The organism is Rhizobium sp. CBN3 (genome assembly GCF_030518245.1).
Classification (GTDB): Bacteria; Pseudomonadota; Alphaproteobacteria; order Rhizobiales; family Rhizobiaceae; genus Rhizobium; species Rhizobium aethiopicum_A.
This window is the reverse complement of record NZ_JAULSE010000042.1, coordinates 1-21,288: the sequence shown is the minus strand read 5'-3', so window position 1 is coordinate 21,288 and position 21,288 is coordinate 1. Positions and strand designations below refer to the sequence as shown.

21 protein-coding genes and 1 riboswitch are annotated in these 21,288 nt (G+C 61.1%); of the genes, 13 read left to right on the top strand and 8 right to left on the bottom strand.

Features of this window, described 5'->3' with window-relative positions; translation table 11 throughout:
• The first annotated feature begins 424 nt into the window (after nucleotides 1-424).
• The 4 genes from QWJ46_RS29770 (at nucleotide 425) to queE (ending at nucleotide 3,384) form a co-directional block, all read left to right on the top strand.
• Nucleotides 425-1,477 (top strand): LacI family transcriptional regulator, encoded by a 1,053-nt coding sequence (locus QWJ46_RS29770; RefSeq protein WP_302756080.1) that lies wholly within the window; start codon nucleotides 425-427, stop codon nucleotides 1,475-1,477.
• A 115-nt stretch (nucleotides 1,478-1,592) separates the two neighbouring features.
• Nucleotides 1,593-2,303, top strand: a complete 711-nt coding sequence (gene queC / locus QWJ46_RS29765) for a 7-cyano-7-deazaguanine synthase QueC (RefSeq protein WP_302756078.1) — start codon at nucleotides 1,593-1,595, stop codon at nucleotides 2,301-2,303.
• Nucleotides 2,303-2,659 (top strand): 6-carboxytetrahydropterin synthase QueD, encoded by a 357-nt coding sequence (gene queD / locus QWJ46_RS29760; RefSeq protein ID WP_184454870.1) that lies wholly within the window; start codon nucleotides 2,303-2,305, stop codon nucleotides 2,657-2,659. Before queC ends, queD begins: the two co-directional genes overlap by 1 nt.
• The gene (gene queE, locus QWJ46_RS29755; protein WP_302756075.1) at nucleotides 2,656-3,384 is read left to right on the top strand and encodes a 7-carboxy-7-deazaguanine synthase QueE; all 729 of its coding nucleotides are present in this window, start codon (nucleotides 2,656-2,658) and stop codon (nucleotides 3,382-3,384) included. The genes queD and queE overlap by 4 nt, the downstream gene beginning before the upstream one ends.
• 12 nt (nucleotides 3,385-3,396) lie before the next feature.
• On the opposite strand, the gene QWJ46_RS29750 is transcribed toward queE, so the two are convergent.
• From QWJ46_RS29750 to QWJ46_RS29725, 6 genes are all read right to left on the bottom strand, one after another.
• The gene (locus QWJ46_RS29750; RefSeq protein ID WP_302756073.1) at nucleotides 3,397-4,620 is read right to left on the bottom strand and encodes an adenylate/guanylate cyclase domain-containing protein; all 1,224 of its coding nucleotides are present in this window, start codon (nucleotides 4,618-4,620) and stop codon (nucleotides 3,397-3,399) included.
• Nucleotides 4,621-4,723: 103 nt separating this feature from the next.
• The gene (gene nrdF / locus QWJ46_RS29745; protein WP_302756071.1) at nucleotides 4,724-5,698 is read right to left on the bottom strand and encodes a class 1b ribonucleoside-diphosphate reductase subunit beta; all 975 of its coding nucleotides are present in this window, start codon (nucleotides 5,696-5,698) and stop codon (nucleotides 4,724-4,726) included.
• A gap of 174 nt (nucleotides 5,699-5,872) precedes the next feature.
• The gene (gene nrdE, locus QWJ46_RS29740; protein ID WP_302756069.1) at nucleotides 5,873-8,041 is read right to left on the bottom strand and encodes a class 1b ribonucleoside-diphosphate reductase subunit alpha; all 2,169 of its coding nucleotides are present in this window, start codon (nucleotides 8,039-8,041) and stop codon (nucleotides 5,873-5,875) included.
• Entirely contained in the window at nucleotides 8,020-8,421 is a 402-nt protein-coding gene (nrdI, locus tag QWJ46_RS29735; RefSeq protein ID WP_302756067.1) for a class Ib ribonucleoside-diphosphate reductase assembly flavoprotein NrdI, read from the bottom strand. The genes nrdE and nrdI overlap by 22 nt, the downstream gene beginning before the upstream one ends.
• A 13-nt stretch (nucleotides 8,422-8,434) precedes the next feature.
• Nucleotides 8,435-8,656: a glutaredoxin-like protein NrdH gene (gene nrdH, locus QWJ46_RS29730; RefSeq protein WP_184454864.1), complete on the bottom strand. Its 222-nt coding sequence runs from the start codon at nucleotides 8,654-8,656 to the stop codon at nucleotides 8,435-8,437.
• Nucleotides 8,657-8,917: 261 nt separating this feature from the next.
• A riboswitch (cobalamin riboswitch) is annotated at nucleotides 8,918-9,143 on the bottom strand.
• A gap of 410 nt (nucleotides 9,144-9,553) precedes the next feature.
• Nucleotides 9,554-11,791, bottom strand: a complete 2,238-nt coding sequence (locus QWJ46_RS29725; protein ID WP_302756065.1) for a heavy metal translocating P-type ATPase — start codon at nucleotides 11,789-11,791, stop codon at nucleotides 9,554-9,556.
• 70 nt (nucleotides 11,792-11,861) lie between these two features.
• Between QWJ46_RS29725 and QWJ46_RS29720 the strand changes: the two genes are divergently transcribed.
• A complete protein-coding gene (locus tag QWJ46_RS29720; protein ID WP_302756064.1) occupies nucleotides 11,862-12,284 on the top strand; it encodes a helix-turn-helix domain-containing protein in 423 nt (140 codons plus the stop codon).
• Between the two features lie 72 nt (nucleotides 12,285-12,356).
• Nucleotides 12,357-13,562: a TIGR03862 family flavoprotein gene (locus tag QWJ46_RS29715; protein WP_302756062.1), complete on the top strand. Its 1,206-nt coding sequence runs from the start codon at nucleotides 12,357-12,359 to the stop codon at nucleotides 13,560-13,562.
• Between the two features lie 30 nt (nucleotides 13,563-13,592).
• On the opposite strand, the gene msrB is transcribed toward QWJ46_RS29715, so the two are convergent.
• Nucleotides 13,593-14,078, bottom strand: a complete 486-nt coding sequence (gene msrB, locus QWJ46_RS29710; protein WP_302756059.1) for a peptide-methionine (R)-S-oxide reductase MsrB — start codon at nucleotides 14,076-14,078, stop codon at nucleotides 13,593-13,595.
• Between the two features lie 208 nt (nucleotides 14,079-14,286).
• On the opposite strand from msrB, the gene QWJ46_RS29705 reads away from it, so the two are divergent.
• The 7 genes from QWJ46_RS29705 (at nucleotide 14,287) to QWJ46_RS29675 (ending at nucleotide 20,844) form a co-directional block, all read left to right on the top strand.
• The gene (locus tag QWJ46_RS29705) at nucleotides 14,287-15,246 is read left to right on the top strand and encodes a helix-turn-helix domain-containing protein (RefSeq protein ID WP_302756056.1); all 960 of its coding nucleotides are present in this window, start codon (nucleotides 14,287-14,289) and stop codon (nucleotides 15,244-15,246) included.
• 170 nt (nucleotides 15,247-15,416) lie between these two features.
• On the top strand, nucleotides 15,417-16,925 hold the full coding sequence (gene adh, locus QWJ46_RS29700) for an aldehyde dehydrogenase (RefSeq protein ID WP_302756055.1): 1,509 nt from the start codon (nucleotides 15,417-15,419) through the stop codon (nucleotides 16,923-16,925).
• 218 nt (nucleotides 16,926-17,143) lie between these two features.
• Nucleotides 17,144-17,536, top strand: coding sequence for a DUF779 domain-containing protein (locus QWJ46_RS29695; protein WP_004677349.1), 393 nt, complete (start codon nucleotides 17,144-17,146; stop codon nucleotides 17,534-17,536).
• Nucleotides 17,537-17,707: 171 nt separating this feature from the next.
• On the top strand, nucleotides 17,708-18,304 hold the full coding sequence (locus QWJ46_RS29690; protein WP_302756052.1) for a DJ-1/PfpI family protein: 597 nt from the start codon (nucleotides 17,708-17,710) through the stop codon (nucleotides 18,302-18,304).
• Nucleotides 18,305-18,327: 23 nt separating this feature from the next.
• A complete protein-coding gene (locus tag QWJ46_RS29685) occupies nucleotides 18,328-18,678 on the top strand; it encodes a ribbon-helix-helix domain-containing protein (RefSeq protein WP_064805188.1) in 351 nt (116 codons plus the stop codon).
• A 165-nt stretch (nucleotides 18,679-18,843) separates the two neighbouring features.
• On the top strand, nucleotides 18,844-19,551 hold the full coding sequence (locus tag QWJ46_RS29680) for an SDR family NAD(P)-dependent oxidoreductase (protein ID WP_184454856.1): 708 nt from the start codon (nucleotides 18,844-18,846) through the stop codon (nucleotides 19,549-19,551).
• Between the two features lie 162 nt (nucleotides 19,552-19,713).
• Entirely contained in the window at nucleotides 19,714-20,844 is a 1,131-nt protein-coding gene (locus QWJ46_RS29675; RefSeq protein ID WP_302756048.1) for a calcium:proton antiporter, read from the top strand.
• On the opposite strand, the gene QWJ46_RS29670 is transcribed toward QWJ46_RS29675, so the two are convergent.
• Nucleotides 20,817-21,288: hypothetical protein (locus QWJ46_RS29670; RefSeq protein WP_302756046.1), on the bottom strand; the 472-nt coding region annotated here is incomplete at its 5' end. The genes QWJ46_RS29675 and QWJ46_RS29670 overlap by 28 nt on opposite strands.

Sequence of the window (21,288 nt, the reverse complement as noted above, 5' to 3'; positions counted from 1 at the left end):
GCCGCCCGACGTCCACCAGTGCAGCATCTGCACTTCCTTGACGTCAGCAGCCTGCGCCGCACCCAAACCAGCCAGCATCACGACAGCAACAGCTGCCGAGCTCATGAACTTGCGCATGAATTTCCTCCCGTTTGAAATCGGCGGCAGGACCCTCCCCGCCACCAGATGCGTCCCGCCATTGCAGCGGTCGGCATGAAGCCGCGCTCCTCCGCGCGGTTAACAATTTAAAACGTTATAAGCCTTTGGTCGTCAAGCCCTTTCTCGACTCTCGAGAAAAATATGATTACTACCATAACATATTGAATTATATTGAAATAATCCAATTGGATAATAAAGCGTTAAAATTTAAAACGTTTTCATTCCCAGATTGCCCACTCGGGTCATCGTGTTATTGTATCGGCAATTCCAGCATGGAAAGCCTAGAGTGACCGAACCGTCCCGGCCGCAGCGCGGCGAAAATCTCGATATCACGCACAAGCGCGGCAAGCCGACCTTGCGAACGATCGCCACGATCGCCGGCCTTGCGGTGACAACCGTGTCGAGGGCGCTCTCCGATGCGCCGCAGATCTCTCTTGAAACCCGCCAGCGCGTGCACCGCATTGCCCGCGAGATCGGCTATCTCCCGGATCGGGCCGCCCAGCGTCTGAAGACCGGCCGCACCAACGTCGTCGCCATCTTGCTCGATCCACACGAGGAGGTGGTCGGTTTCACCACCTCGATCATGTACGGCATCGCCAAGGCGCTGAAAGAGACGCCCTACCATCTTGTCGTCGCCCCGAACTTCCTGTCGACGACCAACGCCGAAGCTGCCGAATACATCATCCGCAACCACCTGGCCGACGGGCTGATCTTCACGCGGACCGAGCCGCTCGATGCCCGCGTCCGCCTGCTGCTCGAAGCCGGTTTTCCCTTCATCTGTCACGGCCGCACCGAATTTTCGACACCGCATCCCTATGTCGACTACGACAATTTCACCTTTGCCTATGAAGCCACCCGCCGGCTGATCGCTAAGGGCCGGACAAAGGTGGCGGTGATCCTGCCGCCGAAGCGGCTGACCTTCTGCCAGCATCTCCTACACGGCTTCATGACGGCGGTGCGCGAGGCCGGCATCGCATACGAAGTCGCGGAGACCGTCGACCTCGACACGCCGGCGGATGTGTTGCGCGATTTTGTGCGCGCCCGCGCAGCCGCACCAGATGCGCCCGACGGTTTCGTCTGCCCCGGCGAAGTTTCGGCGCTTGCCGTCATCAGCGGCATGAACGATGCCGGTCACACACTCGCCACGGACTACGATATCGTCGCCAAGGAGACATCCCGCCTTCTCACCCAATTGCAGCCGAAGGTCGACACGATCCATGAGGACCTGACGGCGGCGGGAGAGGATCTCGGCCGCATGCTGCTGCAGCGCATCAACAATCCCGACGCCGAGGATCTGCACCTCCTGCTGCCGCCGCAGATCAACTTTCCGATCGGTTAGCCCGCCGGATCGAAGGACGGTCATATTAAAACTGTTTTCATGGCGCGTGATTTGACTTAAAAGCACCGCGTAACCCGGTCGCAGCCCACCCGGTCAAAACAAGGGAATCCAAAATATGAAGACCATCGTCGTCTGCTCTGGCGGACTCGACTCCGTTTCGCTTGCCCACAGAAAGGCAGCGGAAGAACAGCTTATCGGCCTCGTCTCCTTCGATTACGGCCAACGGCATCGCAAGGAACTCGACTTCGCCGCCAAATGTGCCGCACGCCTTGCCGTTCCCCACCATATCATCGACATTGCCGCCATCGGCAGCCATCTCAGCGGATCGGCGCTGACCGATAATGTCGAGGTCCCGGACGGCCACTACGCCGAGGAGACCATGAAGGCCACCGTGGTACCCAATCGCAACGCCATCATGCTGGCCATCGCCTTCGGCCTGGCAGCCGCGCAAAAGGCGGATGCGGTCGCCGTCGCCGTCCACGGTGGCGACCACTTCATCTATCCCGATTGCCGGCCGGGCTTTATCGACGCTTTCCAGCGCATGCAGAACGAAGCACTGGATGGGTATGCCAGCGTCAGACTGCTTGCACCCTATGTCGAGGTGTCCAAAGCAGCGATCGTGGCCGATGGCGCAAAACATGGCACGCCCTTCGCGGAAACATGGTCCTGCTACAAGGGTGGCAGGCTTCATTGCGGACGCTGCGGCACCTGTGTCGAACGCCGCGAAGCCTTCCATCTTGCCGGTGTCGCCGATCCGACGGAATACGAGGACCGCGACTTCTGGAAGGCGGCGGTGTCGCAATATGCCGCGACGGAGGTGCGTTGATGTACCGCATCACCAAGGAATTTCATCTCTCCGCCTCGCATCAGCTCGATCATCTGCCGGCCGGTCATCAATGTGCCCGGCTCCATGGTCACAACTATATCGTCGTCGTCGAACTGTCTGCCGAAACCCTGAATGACGATGGCTTCGTTCGCGACTATCACGACCTCTCCCCGCTCAAGCGCTATATCGACGAGGCTCTCGATCATCGGCATCTGAACGAGGTCTTCGGCCACTCGAAAGTCACCTCCGAGTTCCTGGCCAGGCATTTCTACGACTGGTGCAAGCAGCGCTTCCCCGAAACTTCGTCCGTCCGCGTCAGCGAAACGCCGAAGACCTGGGCGGAGTACAGACCGTGAGCGCGGAGACCATCCGCGTCAGCGAGATCTTCGGTCCGACCATACAGGGCGAAGGCGCATTGATCGGGCTGCCGACGGTATTCGTCAGGACAGGCGGCTGCGATTACCGCTGCTCCTGGTGCGACAGTCTTCACGCGGTCGATAGCGCCTTCCGGGATCAATGGGCCCCCATGTCGGTCGAGGCGATCTGGCAGGAGGTTACGAAACTCTCCGGAGGCAAGCCGATAATGGTTTCCCTTTCCGGGGGCAATCCGGCTATCCAGCCACTGGGGCCGCTGATCGAACTCGGCCATTCCCAGGGATATCGCTTCGCATTGGAAACACAGGGAAGTGTGGCCCAGAACTGGTTTCGCGATCTCGACACCCTGGTGCTCAGTCCCAAGCCGCCGTCAAGCGGGATGCAGACAGACTGGGGTGAGGTCGACAACTGTCTCCGGCTGACCGCCGGCGGACCGGAGATCGCCTTGAAAATCGTCGTCTTCGACGATGCCGATTATGCTTTCGCCCGAGAGGTGGGCCAGCGCTACCCCTATATTCCCTTGTACCTTCAGCCGGGCAACCATACACCGCCGCCACCCGATGACGTCGACGCCCGCATCGATATCGACGGCGTCATGGATCGCATGCACTGGCTGGTCGAGAAGGTAACGGCCGACCGATGGTTTGCCCCGCGCGTGCTGCCGCAGTTGCACGTGCTGCTGTGGGGAAACAAACGCGGTGTCTGACTCTGCCTGAGCCTACCGCTCCGGAAAAGCAAAGACATCGACAGGCTCTCCGAGCCCGCGCAGCGGGAAGGTGCCGAGACTGTCCATGTCTTTCGCGCAGCCTGCCATTTCGACGAAGGCCCGCGACAAGAGCACCGGACGCTTAACCTCCTTGGTCAGGCTTTCCAGCCGTGACGCGACATTGACCGCCGGGCCGATGACGGTGAAATCCAGACGTCGGCGCGAGCCGATATTGCCGTACATGACGTCCCCGACATGCACACCGACGCCGTAGCGCAGCGGTTCGCGTCCCGTGCGCAGGTGCTCCTCGTTAAGCTCGGCCATCGACGCCTGCCCCTCGCGGATCGCCTCCAGCAGATCGAGGCAGGCCGTTTCCTTAACCAATGGGAAGATCGCCAGCAGCCCGTCTCCCATGAACTTCAGGATTTCCCCGCCATGCCGTTCGATCGGGTCCGACATGGCATCGAAATAGTCGTTCAGCAGATGGATCACGTCGTCGCGCGGCCAGAGATCCGAGATCGCCGTGAAATCGCGCAGATCGCAGATCATGATGGCCGCGCCGACGGTCGCGCCGCTGCCGCGGGTCGTGACACCCGACAAGATCTGCTCGCTCGCATGCGGCCCGACATAGGTCTGCAGCAGCGTGCGCGCCATGATGTTCTTCAGCCTGATTTCGCTGACGAGGGTCAGCGCCGGCAGGAGATCGCGCAGGAAATCGACATGTTCGCTCGCAAAACCGCCCGGCCGGCGGGTGGAAAATGTCACGACATGCCGTTTGCCGAAGGTGTGTTCGACAGGCCAGGCGATATATTCGGTCAGGCCGTCGTCATGCAGTTCCTGATAGAATGAATCCAGGTCGCCGTCGGCTGCGCCTTCCAGCCGTTTGCGCAGTTCCTCGGCACCCTGATGGATCGCATTGATCGGACTGTTCAGAAACTCCGGCGTGTTTTCGACGCCATAGGCGAATGTGTCGATCTTCGCCTCCGTGAGCCCCTCCTTCCACAGAATGCGCGCTCCGATCCATTGCGGGTGGTTTACCCTGAAATGCAGCGTCGCCCGCGCCACCGGCACCCCTGCCGAAAGCAGCTTGCCGCACATCTCCACCAGGATATTGTCGATAAAGCGCTCGCCGCGCGTCTCGTTCACCAGCCAGTCGAGAATCCGTCTCCTGCGGATCGGCCAGACACCCTCCTCCGCCTCAACGGCCCTCCCGACCTTGTTTGGAAAAGACGACATCAAAAACTCCCGTTACGCCGCGTCACCGGCAAAGGCCGGATCCGATTTCCGCTGTATGTGGTCGACAGGCAGGCAAATGATAAGGGGAAACTGCGATCAAGTCTCAAAAATCCCAGTCTTCATCCTCGGTGGCCACTGCCTTGCCGATGACATAGGAGGACCCGGAGCCGGAGAAAAAGTCGTGGTTCTCGTCGGCATTCGGCGACAACGCCGACAGGATCGCCGGATTGACCTTGCAGGCTTCGGCCGGGAACAGCGCCTCGTAGCCGAGGTTCATCAACGCCTTGTTGGCGTTGTAATGCAGGAACTTCTTGACGTCTTCGCTCAGCCCGACGCCGTCATAGAGTGCCTCGGTATATCGCGCCTCGTTATCGTAGAGTTCGAGCAAGAGGTCGAAAGCGAAATTCTTGATCTCCTGCCGGCGCTCTTCGGAGAGCGTTTCAAGGCCACGCTGGAACTTGTAGCCGATATAATAACCGTGCACCGCCTCGTCCCGGATGATGAGCCGGATCATGTCGGCCGTATTGGTGAGCTTGGCGCGGCTCGACCAGTACATCGGCAGATAGAAGCCGGAATAGAACAGGAAGCTTTCGAGGAAGACGCTCGCGACCTTCTTCTTCAGGGGATCGCCGGAGCGATACTGCTCGATGATCATCGCCGATTTGCGCTGCAGGAATTCGCTTTCCTCCGACCAGCGATAGGCATCGTCGACATCAACAGTCGAGCACAGCGTCGAGAAGATCGAGGAATAGGAACGCGCATGCACCGCCTCCATGAAGGAGACATTGGAAAGCACCGCCTCCTCATGCGGTGTCGCCGCATCCTCCATCAACCTGATGGAGCCGACACCGTTCTGGATCGTGTCGAGCAGCGTCAATCCGGTGAAGACACGGATGGTCAGCTGCTGCTCTGCTGCCGTCAGCGTCGCCCAGGATGGGATGTCGTTCGACAGCGGCACCTTCTCCGGCAGCCAGAAATTGCCGGTCAGCCGGTTCCAGACTTCGAGATCCTTGTCGTCCTCGATGCGGTTCCAGTTGATGGCGCGCACGCGGGAGGTTGGCTTTACAGCGATGTTCATGGTGATTATGTCCTTCCAATAGATGAATGACGTTCGGAGCCCCCTCATCCGCCTGCCGGCACCTTCTCCCCGATGGGGAGAAGACATCTGCGGCAGGCGCGACATCCCCTCTCCCCTCGGGGAGAGGGCAGGGTGAGGGGGCCACGCACTCAAAGGCTCACGGCCGAAATCAACTCAAAGCGTACAAGACACACACCCCTGCACTTCCGTACCCGAAAGCGCCATCTGGCGAAGACGAATGTAATAAATCGTCTTGATGCCCTTCTTCCAGGCGTAAATCTGCGCCTTGTTGATGTCGCGCGTCGTTGCCGTATCGCGGAAGAACAAGGTCAGCGACAGGCCCTGGTCGACATGCTGGGTCGCTGCCGCATAGGTGTCGATGATCTTCTCCGGCCCGATCTCGTAGGCGTCCTGATAATAGTCGAGATTGTCGTTGGTCATGAACGGCGCCGGATAATAGACGCGGCCGATCTTGCCTTCCTTGCGGATCTCGATCTTCGAGACGATCGGATGGATCGAGGAGGTCGAGTGGTTGATGTAGGAGATCGATCCCGTCGGCGGCACCGCCTGCAGGTTCTGGTTATAGAGACCGGAGGTCATGACGGCCTTCTTCAGCGCCACCCAGTCTTCCCGCGTCGGAATATCGATGCCTGATTTGTCGAACAGCGCCTGCACCTTTTCGGTCGCCGGCTTCCATTCCTGCTCGGTATATTTGTCGAAATATTCGCCCGAGGCATATTTCGAGTTCTCGAAGCCCTTGAAGCTAGTGCCGCGTTCGACCGCCAGCAGGTTCGAGGCGCGGATGGCGTGATAGGTCACCGCATAGAAATAGATGTTGGTGAAATCGACGCCTTCCGCGGAGCCGTAGAAGATACGTTCGCGAGCGAGATAGCCGTGCAGGTTCATCTGGCCGAGGCCAATCGCATGGCTCTCGTCATTGCCCTTCTCGATCGATGGAACCGAGGCGATATGGCTCATGTCAGAGACCGCCGTCAGCGCCCGGATCGAGGTCTCGATCGTCTTGCCGAAATCGCCCGAATCCATCGCCGCCGCAATGTTCAGCGAACCGAGATTGCAGGAAATATCCTTGCCGAGATCACTATAGGAGAGATCATCGTTGTATTCGCTCGCCTCGCTCACCTGCAGGATCTCCGAGCAGAGATTGCTCATGGAGATGCGCCCGGCCACCGGGTTCGCCCGATTCACCGTGTCCTCGAACATGATGTAGGGATAACCGCTTTCGAACTGGATTTCGGCGATCACCTGGAAGAATTCGCGCGCCTTGATCTTCTTCTTCGAGATACGGGCGTCCGCCACCATCTCCCGGTACTTTTCCGTCACCGAAATCTCGGTGAAGGGCACACCATAGACGCGCTCCACGTCATAGGGCGAGAACAGGTACATGTCCTCATTGTTCCTGGCGAGCTCGAAAGTAACGTCTGGCACGACGACGCCGAGCGACAGCGTTTTGATGCGGATCTTCTCGTCGGCATTTTCACGCTTGGTGTCGAGAAATCGCATGATGTCGGGATGATGGGCGTTGAGATAGACCGCGCCCGCGCCCTGGCGCGCACCAAGCTGGTTGGCATAGGAGAAGCTGTCTTCGAGCAGCTTCATCACCGGAATGATGCCGGAGGACTGGTTCTCGATCTGCTTGATCGGTGCGCCGGCTTCACGGATGTTCGTCAGAGACAAGGCCACGCCGCCGCCGCGCTTCGAGAGCTGCAGCGCCGAATTGATCGACCGGCCGATCGATTCCATATTGTCTTCGACGCGCAGCAGGAAGCAGGAAACCAGTTCGCCGCGCTGCTTCTTGCCGGCATTCAAGAAGGTCGGCGTCGCCGGCTGGAAGCGGCCGGAAATGATCTCGTCGACCATGTCGCGGGCAAGGGCCTCGTCGCCCCGCGCCAAAGTCAGCGCCACCATGCAGATGCGGTCCTCGTAGCGCTCGAGATAGCGCTTTCCGTCGAAGGTCTTCAGCGTGTAGCTGGTGTAATATTTGAAAGCGCCGAGGAAGGTGGGAAAACGGAATTTCCTGGCATAGGCCTGATCGAAAAGGTCGCGGACGAAATTGAAGGAATATTGGTCGAGCACCTCCTGCTCGTAATAGCCCTCAGTGACGAGGTAATCGAGCTTTTCCCGAAGATTGTGAAAGAACACGGTGTTCTGGTTCACATGCTGCAGGAAATATTGCTTGGCCGCCATGCGATCCTTGTCGAGTTGGATCTTGCCCTCATCGTCATAGAGGTTCAGCATCGCGTTCAGCGCGTGATAATCGAGCGTTTCAGCCGCCTTCAACGGTTTTGCGCCCGCATCCCGCGTCAGATTTGTTCCCGTGTCCAAAATCGTCCCATCCCGTCTTTGACATTGGCGACATCCGCGGTCGTTCCCAGAAGCTCGAACCGGTAGAGATACGGCACCTGGCACTTCTTCGAGATGACATCGCCGGCTAGCCCGTAGGTCTCGCCGAAATTGCTGTTGCCCGCGGCAATCACGCCGCGAATGTTGGAGCGGTTTTCCGCATCATTGAGGAAGCGGATCACCTGCTTGGGCACGGCCCCTTTACCGCCGTCCCCGCAATAGGTGGGCGAGATCAGCACATAGGGTTCGCGAATGTGGATGGCCTCAGCGCTGAGTGGAATGCGCGCCGCGCGCAGTCCCAGCTTCTCGACGAAACGATGGGTGTTCCCGGATCGGCTGGAATAATAAACGATCAGCCCCATCGTTTTTCTCAGCTCAGGAGAGCGCGCTGATCATGTCGGGTCGGAAACCTGCCCAATGCTGGCTGCCGGCAACGACAACCGGAACCTGCATGTAGCCCATGCCGCGCACACGATCGAGCGCTTCGGCATCCTGGGAAATATCGACCACTTCATAGTCCACGCCCAGGCGGTCGAGGGCGCGGTAGGTGGCGGTGCATTGGACGCAGGCCGGCTTGCTGTAAACGGTAACGCTCATCATGTTCCTCGTGATGTCAGTGGATTCAGGACGCAGGACTGGATCGGGCGCCGTACGGCGTCCGGGACAATGCTTGATAGTGATGTGGCAAGGTTGGCGCTTTAAACGCCTGATATCATCCCTCGCAGGATGTGCGCGGGCGACGGCCTTGATGTTCTCGACATGACTTCAAACCCCGAAGTGCTCATGCGGACGTTCGGGGCAGCGCAACAGGCACGGATCGTTCCGCCTTCGATCACGCGACCTTCCGGACACCCCGCCCATGGACGTTTCGTTCAAGGCAGGTCTCCTGGCGCGCGGGTCGAAGCACTCTACCCCAGCCTTCCCAAGGCATCATGCCTCAGCGACCTGAAATCGGACAGTTGCTCGCCGCTCACAGTTGCGGGGGCAGCTCCGACCTTGCCCGCCCTCATGGCGAGACGCACCGTATTCCCGTCTTAGCCCGCGATCCTCACGAATCGAAGGAACCTTGAACACTAGATATAGTACGCGAATCCAAATTCACGTCAACGGATGGTTTGTGCATGGCGTTACGGCAGGTTTGAAATCGCTGCATTCCTGTGAAAAACAGGGATAACCAAAGCTTAACGTAAACAGGCTGTGGAGAAAGCCGCGACGAGAACAGGCCACAAGCTGGAGCCTAGGCTGCTGACAAAGCACTGCAACCCGCGACGCCATCCTCGGCCTTGTGCTGCCTTGTGCCGAGGATCTGCGCACATCCAATTAAGGATTTGAAAATAAAATGTTTTCCTGCCTAATAATTGTGGTGGCTAGATGCTCGGCACAAGGCTGCACAAGGCCGAGCATGACGGAGGAGACTTGGTCAGCAAACTGAGAGCCGACCTTACTGATGACCTGCCCCGAATCGCTAGTCTTCAAACCGCCATCGGCAAACATTCATCTCCATACACGAAGCAGCCTGAGCGCATTGATCGTCACCAGCACGGTGGCGCCGGTATCGGCGAGGATCGCTGGCCAGAGTCCGGTGATGCCGGCGATCGTCGTCACCAGAAAGAAAGCCTTCAGCCCGAGCGCGATGGTGATATTCTGCGAGATATTGCGCATCGTGCGCTTGGAAAGCGCGATCATCCGCGCCACGTCGCCGACGCGTCCGTGCAGCACGGCGGCATCGGCTGTCTCCAGCGCCACGTCGGTGCCGCCGCCCATGGCGATGCCGATATCGGCGGCAGCGAGCGCCGGCGCGTCGTTGATGCCGTCGCCGACCTTGGCGACGACGAAGCCCTCGCGCTTCAATTCGCCGACGACCCGTTGCTTGTCCTCGGGCATCATCTCCCCACGCCAGTCGATGCCGAGCATGCCGGCGACGGCGGCCGCCGTCCGCTTGTTGTCGCCCGTCAGCATCATCGCCTTGACACCGGCCGATTTGAGCGCCGAGAGCCCCGCCCTGGCATCCTCGCGCGGCTCGTCGCGCATGGCGATCAGGCCGGCCGCAGCGCCATTGACGAGCAGCACCGATACGCTCTTGCCCTCATCATTGAGCCCTGCAATACGCGCCTCCTGTTCCGCGTTGAGCGCCCCACGCTCGCGGGCGGCGGGCGGCGACAAGAGATCCACTGTCTCGCCGCCGATCTTGCCGGTGACACCCTTGCCCGGCAGCGCTTCCAGTTCGAAGGCGGGCGGCACGGGCACGCCGTCCGCCTTGGCGCGGTGGAGAATCGCCAGTGCCAGCGGATGGCTGGAGCCCTGCTCCAGCACCGCCGCGCGCGACAGGAGCTGCGCCTCGCTCAACCCGAAGGAAAGGATGTCGGTGACCCGAGGCTTGCCTTCCGTCAGCGTACCCGTCTTGTCGAAGGCGACCATCGTCACCTTGCCGAGCGTCTCCAGGACCGCGCCGCCCTTCATCAGCAGCCCGCGCCGTGCCCCCGCCGACAGCGAAGCGGCGATCGCCGCCGGCGTCGAGATGACGAGGGCGCAGGGGCAGCCAATCAGGAGGATGGCAAGTCCCTTGTAGATCCATTCCCCCCACGCGCCGCCGAAAAACAGCGGCGGAATGACCGCGACCAGTGCGGCGACAACGACGACACCTGGCGTGTAGTAGCGCGAAAACCGATCGATGAACCGCTCCGTCGGCGCCTTCGATTCCTGCGCTTCTTCCACCAGCTTGACGACGCGAGCGATGGTATTGTCGGCAGCGGCTGCCGTGACGCGAACCCGGAGCACCGCATCGCCATTGACCGTACCGGCATAGACGACGGCATCGACGCGCTTGCGCAGCGGCGTGCTCTCGCCCGTCACCGGAGCCTCGTCGATCGCGCTCTCGCCTGATACGATGACGCCGTCGGCAGAGATGCGGTCGCCGGGACGAACCATGATGACCGCGCCGACGGCAAGACTTTCCGCCGGCACCTCGCGCATCTGGCCATTGTCTTCGAGCAGCGCGGTCTTCGGCAACAGGGCCGTCAGCGACTGGATGCTTTCACGCGCCCTGCCCGCCGCCACACCTTCGAGCAGCTCGCCGACGAGAAACAGGAATACGACCGTTGCTGCCTCCTCGCCCGCATTGATGATGACGGCGCCGACGGCGGCGATCGTCATCAGCATCTCGATCGAAAACGGCGTGCCTGACAAAGCCGCCATGACGGCTCGCCGCGCAATCGGCAGCAGACCGACCAGTATCGCGACGAAGAAGGCATAGGACGCGATCGCCGGCACCAGATGGCCGACGGCATAGGCGACAACGAGTGCCGCACCCGAAAAAATGGTCAGGCGGCCTTTCCTGCTCCGCCACCAAGGACCGGCCATCGGCGCATGGTCGTGCCCATGCAGGCCTTCGATTTCCTTCTCGTCATGGGCATGGTCGTGATCCTGCCCGGCATGGTCGTGATCTCCATGGCCATGAGCGGCGCGATCGTGATGATGGTGCGGGCGGCCTTCACGCGCGGGCGTCGCATTTCCGGTAAAGGGCGAGACGGAATAACCAAGCCCCGTCACCTTCCTCTCGACTGCCTTGAGATCGCTGCTGCCGTCATGCCGGACGGTCATGGTGCCTGTCATCACCGAGACTGAGACATCGGCAACGCCTGCTACGCGCCTGACCGCGGTATCGATCTTGCTCGCGCAGGCGGCGCAATCCATGCCGCCGACCCTGTATCTTGTCTCGCTCGTCTCAACCATATCCGCTTCCTTGTCAAACAGAAGCATCCCTCCTACATCCTCTAGCGACTAGAGGTGCAAGAGAAAAATCATGAAAAAGATCACGATTGGCGAGGCGGCCCGCCGGAGCGGCGTCAAGGTGCCGACGGTGCGCTATTACGAGAGCATAGGCCTGCTCGCGGCCCCGAGCCGCAGCGAAGGCAACCAGCGATCTTTCGAACCTGCCGACATCAGCCGCCTCGCTTTCATCCGCCACGCGCGCGAGCTCGGTTTCGAGATCGAGGCAATCCGCACGCTGCTCACGCTGCAGGATGATCCGAACCAGTCCTGCGCCTCGGCCGACGCCATCGCCAAGGCTCGCCTCGTGGAAGTCGAGCAGCGCATCCGCAGCCTGATGGCTTTAAAGGCCGAGCTCGAAATCATGGTGGAGAGCTGCGGCCACGGCCGCGTCGATCAATGCCGCGTCATCGAGGTTCTCGCCGACCACGGTCAGTGCACGCATTCGCACCATTGACAAATCTGCACCCTTGCAGGTGATCGGCGCCCGCGGCAAAACTGCGCCGGAAAGAATCGGGGCGAAGACATCATGAGCCAGAAACGGATTGCGATCATCGGCGGCGGCCCCGCGGGTCTTGCGGCTGCCGAGCGGCTGTCGCTCTCCGGCCATGCGGTGACGGTATATGACGCCATGCCGACCTTCGCGCGCAAATTTCTGCTGGCCGGCAAGTCGGGCCTCAATATTACCCATTCCGAGGACTATGCCCGCTTCGCCACCCGTTTCGGCGCGGCTTCAGCTCGTCTTCGTCCCGCCCTCGATGCCTTTACCCCTGCCGATGTCAGGGATTGGGCCGCAGGGCTCGGCACCGAGACTTTCGTCGGCTCTTCCGGCCGGGTTTTCCCGAAGGTGATGAAGGCTTCTCCTTTGCTGCGTGCCTGGCTCAAGCGGCTGGAAGAGCGGGGTGTCGCGATGCGCACCCGCCACCGCTGCACCGGCCTTGTCGAAGAAGGTTACGTTTTCGAAACGCCGGATGGGCACAGCATCATCCATTGCGACGCCGCCCTGCTGGCGCTTGGCGGCGCAAGTTGGCCGCGACTCGGCTCGGATGCGGCCTGGCTGCCCTGGCTGGCCGAGAGGGGCGTCGAGATCGACGCCTTCCGGCCCGCCAATTGCGGCTTCATCGTCGGCTGGAGCGCCAGCTTCAGCGCGCGTTTCGCCGGCGAGCCCGTCAAGTCGGTCACCGCCACATCCGAAGCCGGCACCTTTCCCGGCGAGTTCGTCATCACCGGCAGCGGCATCGAGGGCAGCCTGGTCTACGCCCATGCGGCCAGCCTCCGCGATCGTCTTCTGCACGGCAACGCTGCCCTGACGCTCGACCTCGCCCCGGGCCGGGCGATCGAAAGGCTGGCGCGCGACCTGACGCGGCAGGACACCAAGTCGAGCTTTTCAAACCGCCTGCGCAAGGGCGCCGGGCTTGACGGCGTCAAGGCGGCATTGCTGCGCGAACTCGCGCCGGACCGCGACCGAACCGATCCCGAACGTCTCGCCGGTATGATCAAGGCTCTGCCGGTACCGGTTCTCGATACAAGGCCGATCGCCGAGGCGATCTCCTCTGCCGGTGGCATCCGCTGGACCAGCATCGACGACGGCTTCATGCTGAAGGCGCTGCCGGGCACCTTCGTCGCCGGCGAGATGCTCGACTGGGAGGCGCCGACCGGCGGCTATCTCCTCACCGCCTGTCTGGCGACCGGCCGTGCAGCTGGGCGCGGCATCGAGGCTTGGTTGCGGCGCTAGAACAGAATCGGGACAACAGCTGTTCCCCGATCAGGCCGAGGTCGGATGAAACGTCAAGGCGAGACCGTTCATGCAGTAGCGAAGCCCGGTCGGTTTCGGGCCGTCATCAAAGACATGACCGAGATGGCCGCCGCAACGGCTGCAATGCACAGCGGTCCGCGTCATGCCTAAGCCGGTGTCGCGCTCCGTGCCGACGGCGTCTTTAAGAGGCGCCCAGAAGCTCGGCCAGCCGGTGCCGCTGTCGAATTTGGTCGCCGAGGAAAACAGGTTCTGGTCGCAGCCGGCGCAGGCGAACTTGCCGTTCCGCTCCTCGTGCAGCAAGACGCTGGTGAAGGGAGCCTCCGTCCCCGCCTGGCGCAGGACGGCATACTGATCCGGCGTCAGCAGCTTGCGCCATTCCGCCTCGCTGTGCGTCACCGCGAAGGTCTCGCCGGCGATCGCCTCACCGATCAGGCCCAAGCGAACTGCCATCGCTCCGAAAGCGGCGCCCATCAGCAACAATCGTCTGTTCAACATGGTCGGTTCTCCTCGCCGGCAAACTTCGTTTCTGCACAGAACTACGGACAGGAGCAGTCTTTTGTTACACGAAGACGGCACGAACACCGAAATGTGAATTCAGTCCTTTCGTCAGGAAGAGTCGGGGATTGAGGACCGCCAAGTGCGGGCTGATTGCAAACCCGCGGCTTTTCCACCAGACTGCGCTGAATTTCGGTGGGAGGAGCCGATGCACGAACACTCTGCACATGCCGAGCACGTCTACACGTCGGCCCAACGCGACTCCGCCGCCGCCAGTTCTCCGGTGGTCGCCTCCTGGCGGCGGTGCATGACGATGCACCAGCTCGCACCCGAGGACGAACGGGCGCCGCTGCGCCTGACCGACGAGGAGTTCCGGCGCGCCCGCGAGCAGTCCGGGCAGCTGATTGCCAGCGCGACGGAAGAGCTCGATCGTCTCTTCAGCACCGTCGGCAAGGCCGGCTGTTGCTTGCTTCTGACGGACAGGAACGGCATTGCGCTGGAGCGCCGGGGGGCTGCCGGCGACGACAAGGAATTTCACGAACTCGGCCTCTGGACCGGCTCAATCTGGACCGAGGCGAGCATCGGCACCAACGGCATCGGCACGGCGCTCGCCGATGAACGCGCCGTCGCCATTTTCCGCGATCAGCATTTCTTCTGCGCAAATACCAGCCTCAGCTGCACGACGGCGCCGATCCGCGATCACCGTGGCCGGTTGGCCGCGGCGCTTGATATCTCTACCTGCCGCAACGACGTAAACGAGATGACATTGGCGATCCTGACGCAGACCGTGCGCGATGCGGCCATGCGCATTGAACTCAATCTCTTTCGTTCGGCCTTTGCAGGCGCCCGTTTCCTGATGGTCCCGAGCCCCGCCAATTCCGCCGCCGCTCTGCTCGCTGTCGACCGGCACGACCTCGTGCTCGGCGCAACCCGCGCCGCTCGCATCGCGCTGCAACTGGACGACAGGCGGATCGCCACCGGCATCCCTGCCGCCGATGCCCTGCATGAGGCTAGGGTCTCGCAGCAGGGAGAGATCGTCGAAGCCGAGAAGGCAGCCTTGCTGCGCGCGCTGTCGCGCACTAGCGGTAACGTTTCGCAGGCAGCCGCAGCACTGGGGATCAGTCGCGCCACTCTGCACCGAAAGATGAAGAAGTTCGACCTTCACTGAGCACGTCCACGAAGGTTCCATCAACATGCGGTAATCACGACACGATCCTGTCGCATCCCTGCGACAGTGTGCACTGCGGTATGGATGACATGCTCTGTTCCGGCCGCTGAAACATGCGCATTTTCCTCCCACTGGTTCGATTGGAACCTGGACCACCAAGGGAGGATGACATGCTTCATCAGAAAATCGTAGAATCGCCATTCAAGCTGAAATACGGCAACTATATCGGCGGCGAATGGCGCGAGCCGGTCGAAGGCAGATACTTTGAAAACGTGACGCCGGTCACAGGCGGCAAACTCTGCGACATCCCACGCTCCGATGAAAAGGACATCAATCTCGCGCTCGACGCGGCCCATGCGGCCAAGGAAAAATGGGGCCGCACGTCCGCCGCCGAGCGCTCCAATATCCTCATGAAGATCGCCCAGCGCATGGAAGACAAGCTGGAACTGCTTGCCCAGGCAGAGACCTGGGACAATGGCAAGCCGATCCGCGAAACCATGGCGGCCGACATTCCGCTGGCGATCGACCACTTCCGCTACTTCGCCTCTTGCATCCGCGCCCAGGAAGGTTCAATCGGCGAGATCGACCATGATACCGTCGCCTATCACTTCCACGAGCCGCTCGGCGTCGTCGGCCAGATCATTCCCTGGAACTTCCCGATCCTCATGGCGACGTGGAAGCTGGCGCCGGCACTTGCCGCCGGCAACTGCGTCGTGCTGAAGCCGGCCGAACAGACCCCCGCTTCGATCCTGCTCTGGGCCGAACTCGTCGGCGACCTCCTGCCGCCCGGCGTGCTCAACATCGTCAACGGCTTCGGTATCGAGGCCGGCAAGCCGCTCGCGACCAGTCCCCGCATCGCCAAGATCGCCTTTACCGGCGAAACGACGACCGGCCGGCTCATCATGCAATATGCCAGCCAGAACCTCATTCCGGTCACTCTGGAACTCGGCGGCAAATCCCCGAACATCTTCTTCGCCGACGTGATGGCCGAGGACGACGATTTCCTCGACAAGGCGCTCGAGGGCTTTGCGATGTTCGCCTTGAACCAGGGTGAAGTCTGCACCTGCCCGAGCCGCGCCCTCGTTCAGGAATCGATCTACGACCGCTTCATGGAGAAAGCCGTCAAACGCGTCGAGGCGATCAAACAGGGCAACCCGCTCGATCCGGAAACCATGATCGGCGCTCAGGCATCGACGGAGCAGCTTGAGAAGATCCTCGCCTATCTCGATATCGGCAAGCAGGAAGGCGCCCAGGTTCTGGCCGGCGGCTCGCGCAACGATCTCGGCGGCGAACTGGCGAACGGCTATTACGTCAAGCCGACGATCTTCAAGGGCCACAACAAGATGCGTGTGTTCCAGGAGGAGATCTTCGGACCTGTGGTCTCAGTCGCGACCTTCAAGGATGAGAAGGAAGCGCTCGAAATCGCCAACGACACGCTCTACGGTCTTGGTGCCGGTGTCTGGAGCCGCGACGCCAATCGCTGCTACCGTTTCGGCCGCGAGATCCAGGCCGGCCGCGTCTGGACCAACTGCTATCATGCCTACCCCGCCCATGCCGCCTTCGGCGGCTACAAGCAATCCGGCATCGGCCGCGAAACCCACAAGATGATGCTCGAGCATTACCAGCAGACCAAGAACATGCTGGTCAGCTACAGCCCGAAGGCGCTCGGTTTCTTCTGAGATGCTTTCATATGGGAGAGGTTTAAAACCCCTCCCCAACCCCTCCCCACAAGGGGGAGGGGCCTATGATGCCGCTCCACCAGCTTTCCTTACCGAAGTCTCAGCAAGGCAATACATCGCTTTTAGACGAGGCTATTCAACAAGTTAAGTCCCTCCCCCTTGTGGGGAGGGGTTTGGGGAGGGGTCTTTTCTTCCCCCAAACTTTAGGAGGAAGAACCATGGAAACGACCGTCAACGGCGAACCGCGTGTTCTCGCAACCGATGCGGCCCTTGATCTGATCGCAGAAATCAAGCGGGATCATCCCGATATCCTCTTCCACCAGTCCGGCGGCTGCTGCGACGGCTCTTCCCCGATGTGTTATCCCGCCAATGAATTCATGGTCGGCGACAGCGATGTCAAGCTCGGCGAGATCGGCGGCGTGCCGGTCTATATCAGCGCCAGCCAGTTCGAGGCATGGAAACACACGCAGCTCATCATCGACGTCGTGCCGGGCCGCGGTGGCATGTTCTCGCTCGACAACGGCCGCGAGAAACGCTTCCTCACCCGTTCCCGTCTCTTCGGCGGCGGCGAGGCCTGTGCCGTCCCGGATGCGACGGTCAGGACGGTCTGACATCTGCCGCCCGACAGATGCAAGGTTTTACATACGGGAGAGGGTCTGAGAGCGCTCCTGTCGTGATGCTCACCTGCTTCCGGCCGAGAATTTCGCCTGTAGTATTCCCATAGTACCTGCTGCTGGGAGGTCTTTGTTAATCTCCGGCTGTTGGTTTCCAAGGAGGATGCGATGCCAGCTTCTAAGATCCTGATGATCACGGGTGACTTCACCGAAGATTATGAAACGATGGTGCCGTTTCAGACGCTGCTCGCCTGCGGCTATACCGTCGATGCCGTCTGTCCCGGCAAGAAGGCGGGTGAGACCGTCGCCACCGCCATTCATGATTTCGAGGGCGATCAGACCTACTCGGAAAAACGCGGCCATGATTTCGCGCTGAACGCCACTTTCGACAGCGTGCGGGCGGAGGATTACGATGCCCTGGTCATCCCCGGCGGTCGCGCACCGGAATATCTTCGCCTCAATCCCGACGTCATCAAATCGGTCCGGCATTTCTTCGATGCCGGAAAACCCGTTGCGGCCATCTGCCACGGCGCGCAGTTGCTTGCCGCCGCCGGCGTGTTGAGGGGCCGCACCTGCTCAGCCTATCCCGCCTGCCGGCCGGAAGTCGAACTTGCCGGCGGCATTTACGCCGATATTTCCATCACCGATGCGGTCTCGGACGGCAACCTGGTCACCGCGCCGGCCTGGCCGGCGCATCCCTCCTGGCTGCAGCAGTTCATGGCCGTGCTCGATGCCTCGTCAATACCTGAAACCAACGCCGCCTGAGGTGGCGGCGCCGGGAGGACGACATGTGTGAACTCTTCATCAAGGCGGATGCGCGGCTATGGGAAAGCACCACCCGGTCGCTGCGCATCGACGGCATGGTCACCAGCGTCAGGCTGGAGAACTTCTTTTGGTCGAAGCTTGAGGAAATTGCCCGGCGCGACGGCATGAACGTCGTGCAGCTGATTACCCGGCTGCACCATGAATCGATCGATGCCGGCCATGATCTCGGGAACTTCACATCCTTCCTGCGCGTCTGCTGCGCCCGATATCTCGACCTGCAGCTCGCCGGTGACATCCCGGCAGATGTCACCCGCCCGATCTCTGAGTTGGATGCGCCGGTCATCCTCGGCCGCGAACGGGAAAAATATCACTGACCCCGACCCGACCGAGCCGGGATGAAGGCGGGCGGAGCTCTCTGCTCCGCCCGCCTTCTCAAGATACCTGACTGGCGCGGTTGCGCAGGGGTTGCGTTGCGGCGCAGCCTGGACCAACAATGCGCGGCATCATCCAGCACCGGCACCGTCAGGAGATCGCTTGCCATGAACGACCAGAAAGCCGTGATCGTCACGGGAGCCGGCGGCAACCTCGGCAGCGCCGTTGTCCGGGAGCTTGCAGGCGCCGGCGTAAAACTCGTCTGCATGAACCGTTCGAGCCAGGAGCTGGAAACTTTGGCCGGTGAGCTTCCCGCATCCACGGAGTTTCTCTCGATCGCCGGAACGGATCTCACCGACTATGCCTCCTGCGCTACCGCCGTCGCCCGAGCCGTCAAGCGCTTCGGAGGCGTAGGCGCATTGGTCAACACAGTCGGCGGTTTTCAGATGGGACCGGTCGGGCCGGAGGCCCCGGCGCAATGGGATACCATGATGACGGCAAACGCCCGCACCGCGCTGACGATCAGCGCGGCGGTTCTGCCGACGATGAAAGCTGCAGGCTACGGCCGCATTGTACACGTCGCTGCGATGCCCGGCCTGAAGGCCGGCCCCAATCAAGCCGCCTATGCTGCCTCGAAAGCGGCCGTCATCCGGCTGACGGAAGCGCTTGCTGCCGAATGCCGCGACGACCGCATCACCGCCAACTGCATTCTGCCCGGCACGATCGATACGCCCGAGAATCGTGCTGCCATGCCCAACGCAAAAACGGACGCCTGGGTATCGCCGCAGTCGATCGCCCGGCTCATCGCCTTCCTGATATCACCCGCCGCAGCCGTCGTTACCGGCGCAGCGATTCCGGCCACCGGCCGCGAATAGGCAAGCTGCGCCCATTTGGAATGGTCACTGCCATCTGGCCTGGAGCACGGTCCTTTTGCTACTGTGGGCCGACGACAAATGAACGACTTTATCTCAGGATCGGGCAGGCGATGGTGTCAATGATCGCATTGCGGCGGCATCCGCCGGATTACGGTGGTTGCGATGGCTGACGGGCCGGCATTGCCCACCGGCGCAACCGATCTGATGCGCGAGGAATGGTTCCTGGGCGTCAGCATCGCGACGAGCTTGGCGTTCCTCGTTTTCCAGGACGATCTGTTCAGCCGACTTTCCGATCCGCTTTGGTTCACCGTCGTTTTCGCGTGGCTATTTACCGTCGTGCTCGGTTCGGCTCTGTCGGTCGTGCGGCACGCGGATCACCTGGCGGAGCGCCTTAAGGAGCCTTACGGCACCCTTATTCTGACGCTCGCCATCACTTCGATCGAAGTGATGGCGATTTCCGCCGTGATGATTCATGGCGAAAACAACCCGACGCTGGCCCGCGACACTTTGTTTGCGGTCGTCATGATCATCCTGAACGGCATGGTCGGCCTGTCATTGCTCTTGGGTGCATGGCGGCGCCCGGAGCAACAGCATAACCTCCAGGGCGCCAACGCCTATCTCGGCGTCATCGTGCCCTTGGCAACACTCAGCCTGGTGATGCCGACATTTCTTTCCGGCCCGGACGGACAGCACCCGTCGGCGCCACGTCAATTGATCCTCGGCATACTCTCCGTCGGCCTTTATGCCACGTTTCTGTTTCTTCAAGCCGGTCGCCATCAGGACTATTTCACCGACGGCAGCAATCGCCGCGAACCTCCCGGCGAAGCAGCGCTTTACCACGCGCCGGTGTGGCCTCATGCCCTGTTGCTGTTCGCCTATATGGGGCCCTTGGTGTTTCTGGTCGAACAACTCGCGCGGCCGATCGATTACATTATCGAAACCCTGCAGGCTCCAACCGCATTTGGCGGTGTCGTCATGGCCATTCTTGTCGCGACCCCCGAGGCAATCAGCGCCGTGCGCGCATCCATCGCCAACAATCTTCAACGCTCCGTCAATATTTTTCTCGGGTCGGTTTTGTCGACGATCGGGCTGACCGTGCCGGCGATGCTCGTCATCAGCCGCCTTTATGGACACCCGGTAACACTCGGTCTGGAGCATGGAGATCTTGTGATGCTGCTGCTCACTCTTGCCGTCAGCATCATCACCTTTGCCAGCGGTCGCACGCATCTGATGCAGGGTGCGGTCCATCTCGTGCTTTTCCTGGCCTACGTCCTGTTGATTTTCCAGCAATGATGTCCGGCATGCAGGAACGGACCAGCAAAGATGAAGTCTTCGCGCCGGCGATAACTGACCGTGGTGTTGCAGGAGATGAAGGGAATTTTGGTTGCGGAGGCGGGATTTGAACCGTTCGCAGGCTGACCCTTCAGGTTATGGTGAGCTTTAGCGAACGACGAGCTACGGTCGCTAAGGGAAAGTGAAGCTTTTCCGCCAGCGATAAAGGCTTTGTGATACTTGGAGAGGGAGTTTTGGTTTCGGGCAGGCTTCGGGGTTTTTCTGTCCCGCGGCGTGGGCGTTGCCTGCTTGCAGGCCCCTGAAGAGGCGTTAACTCCTCGACCCGTTACCAAACAAAAAGCCCGCGCGAGGCGAGCTTCTGTGATGGGGGAATTAGGAAGTTTGGTTGCGGGGGCAGGATTTGAACCTGCGGCCTTCAGGTTATGAGCCTGACGAGCTACCGGG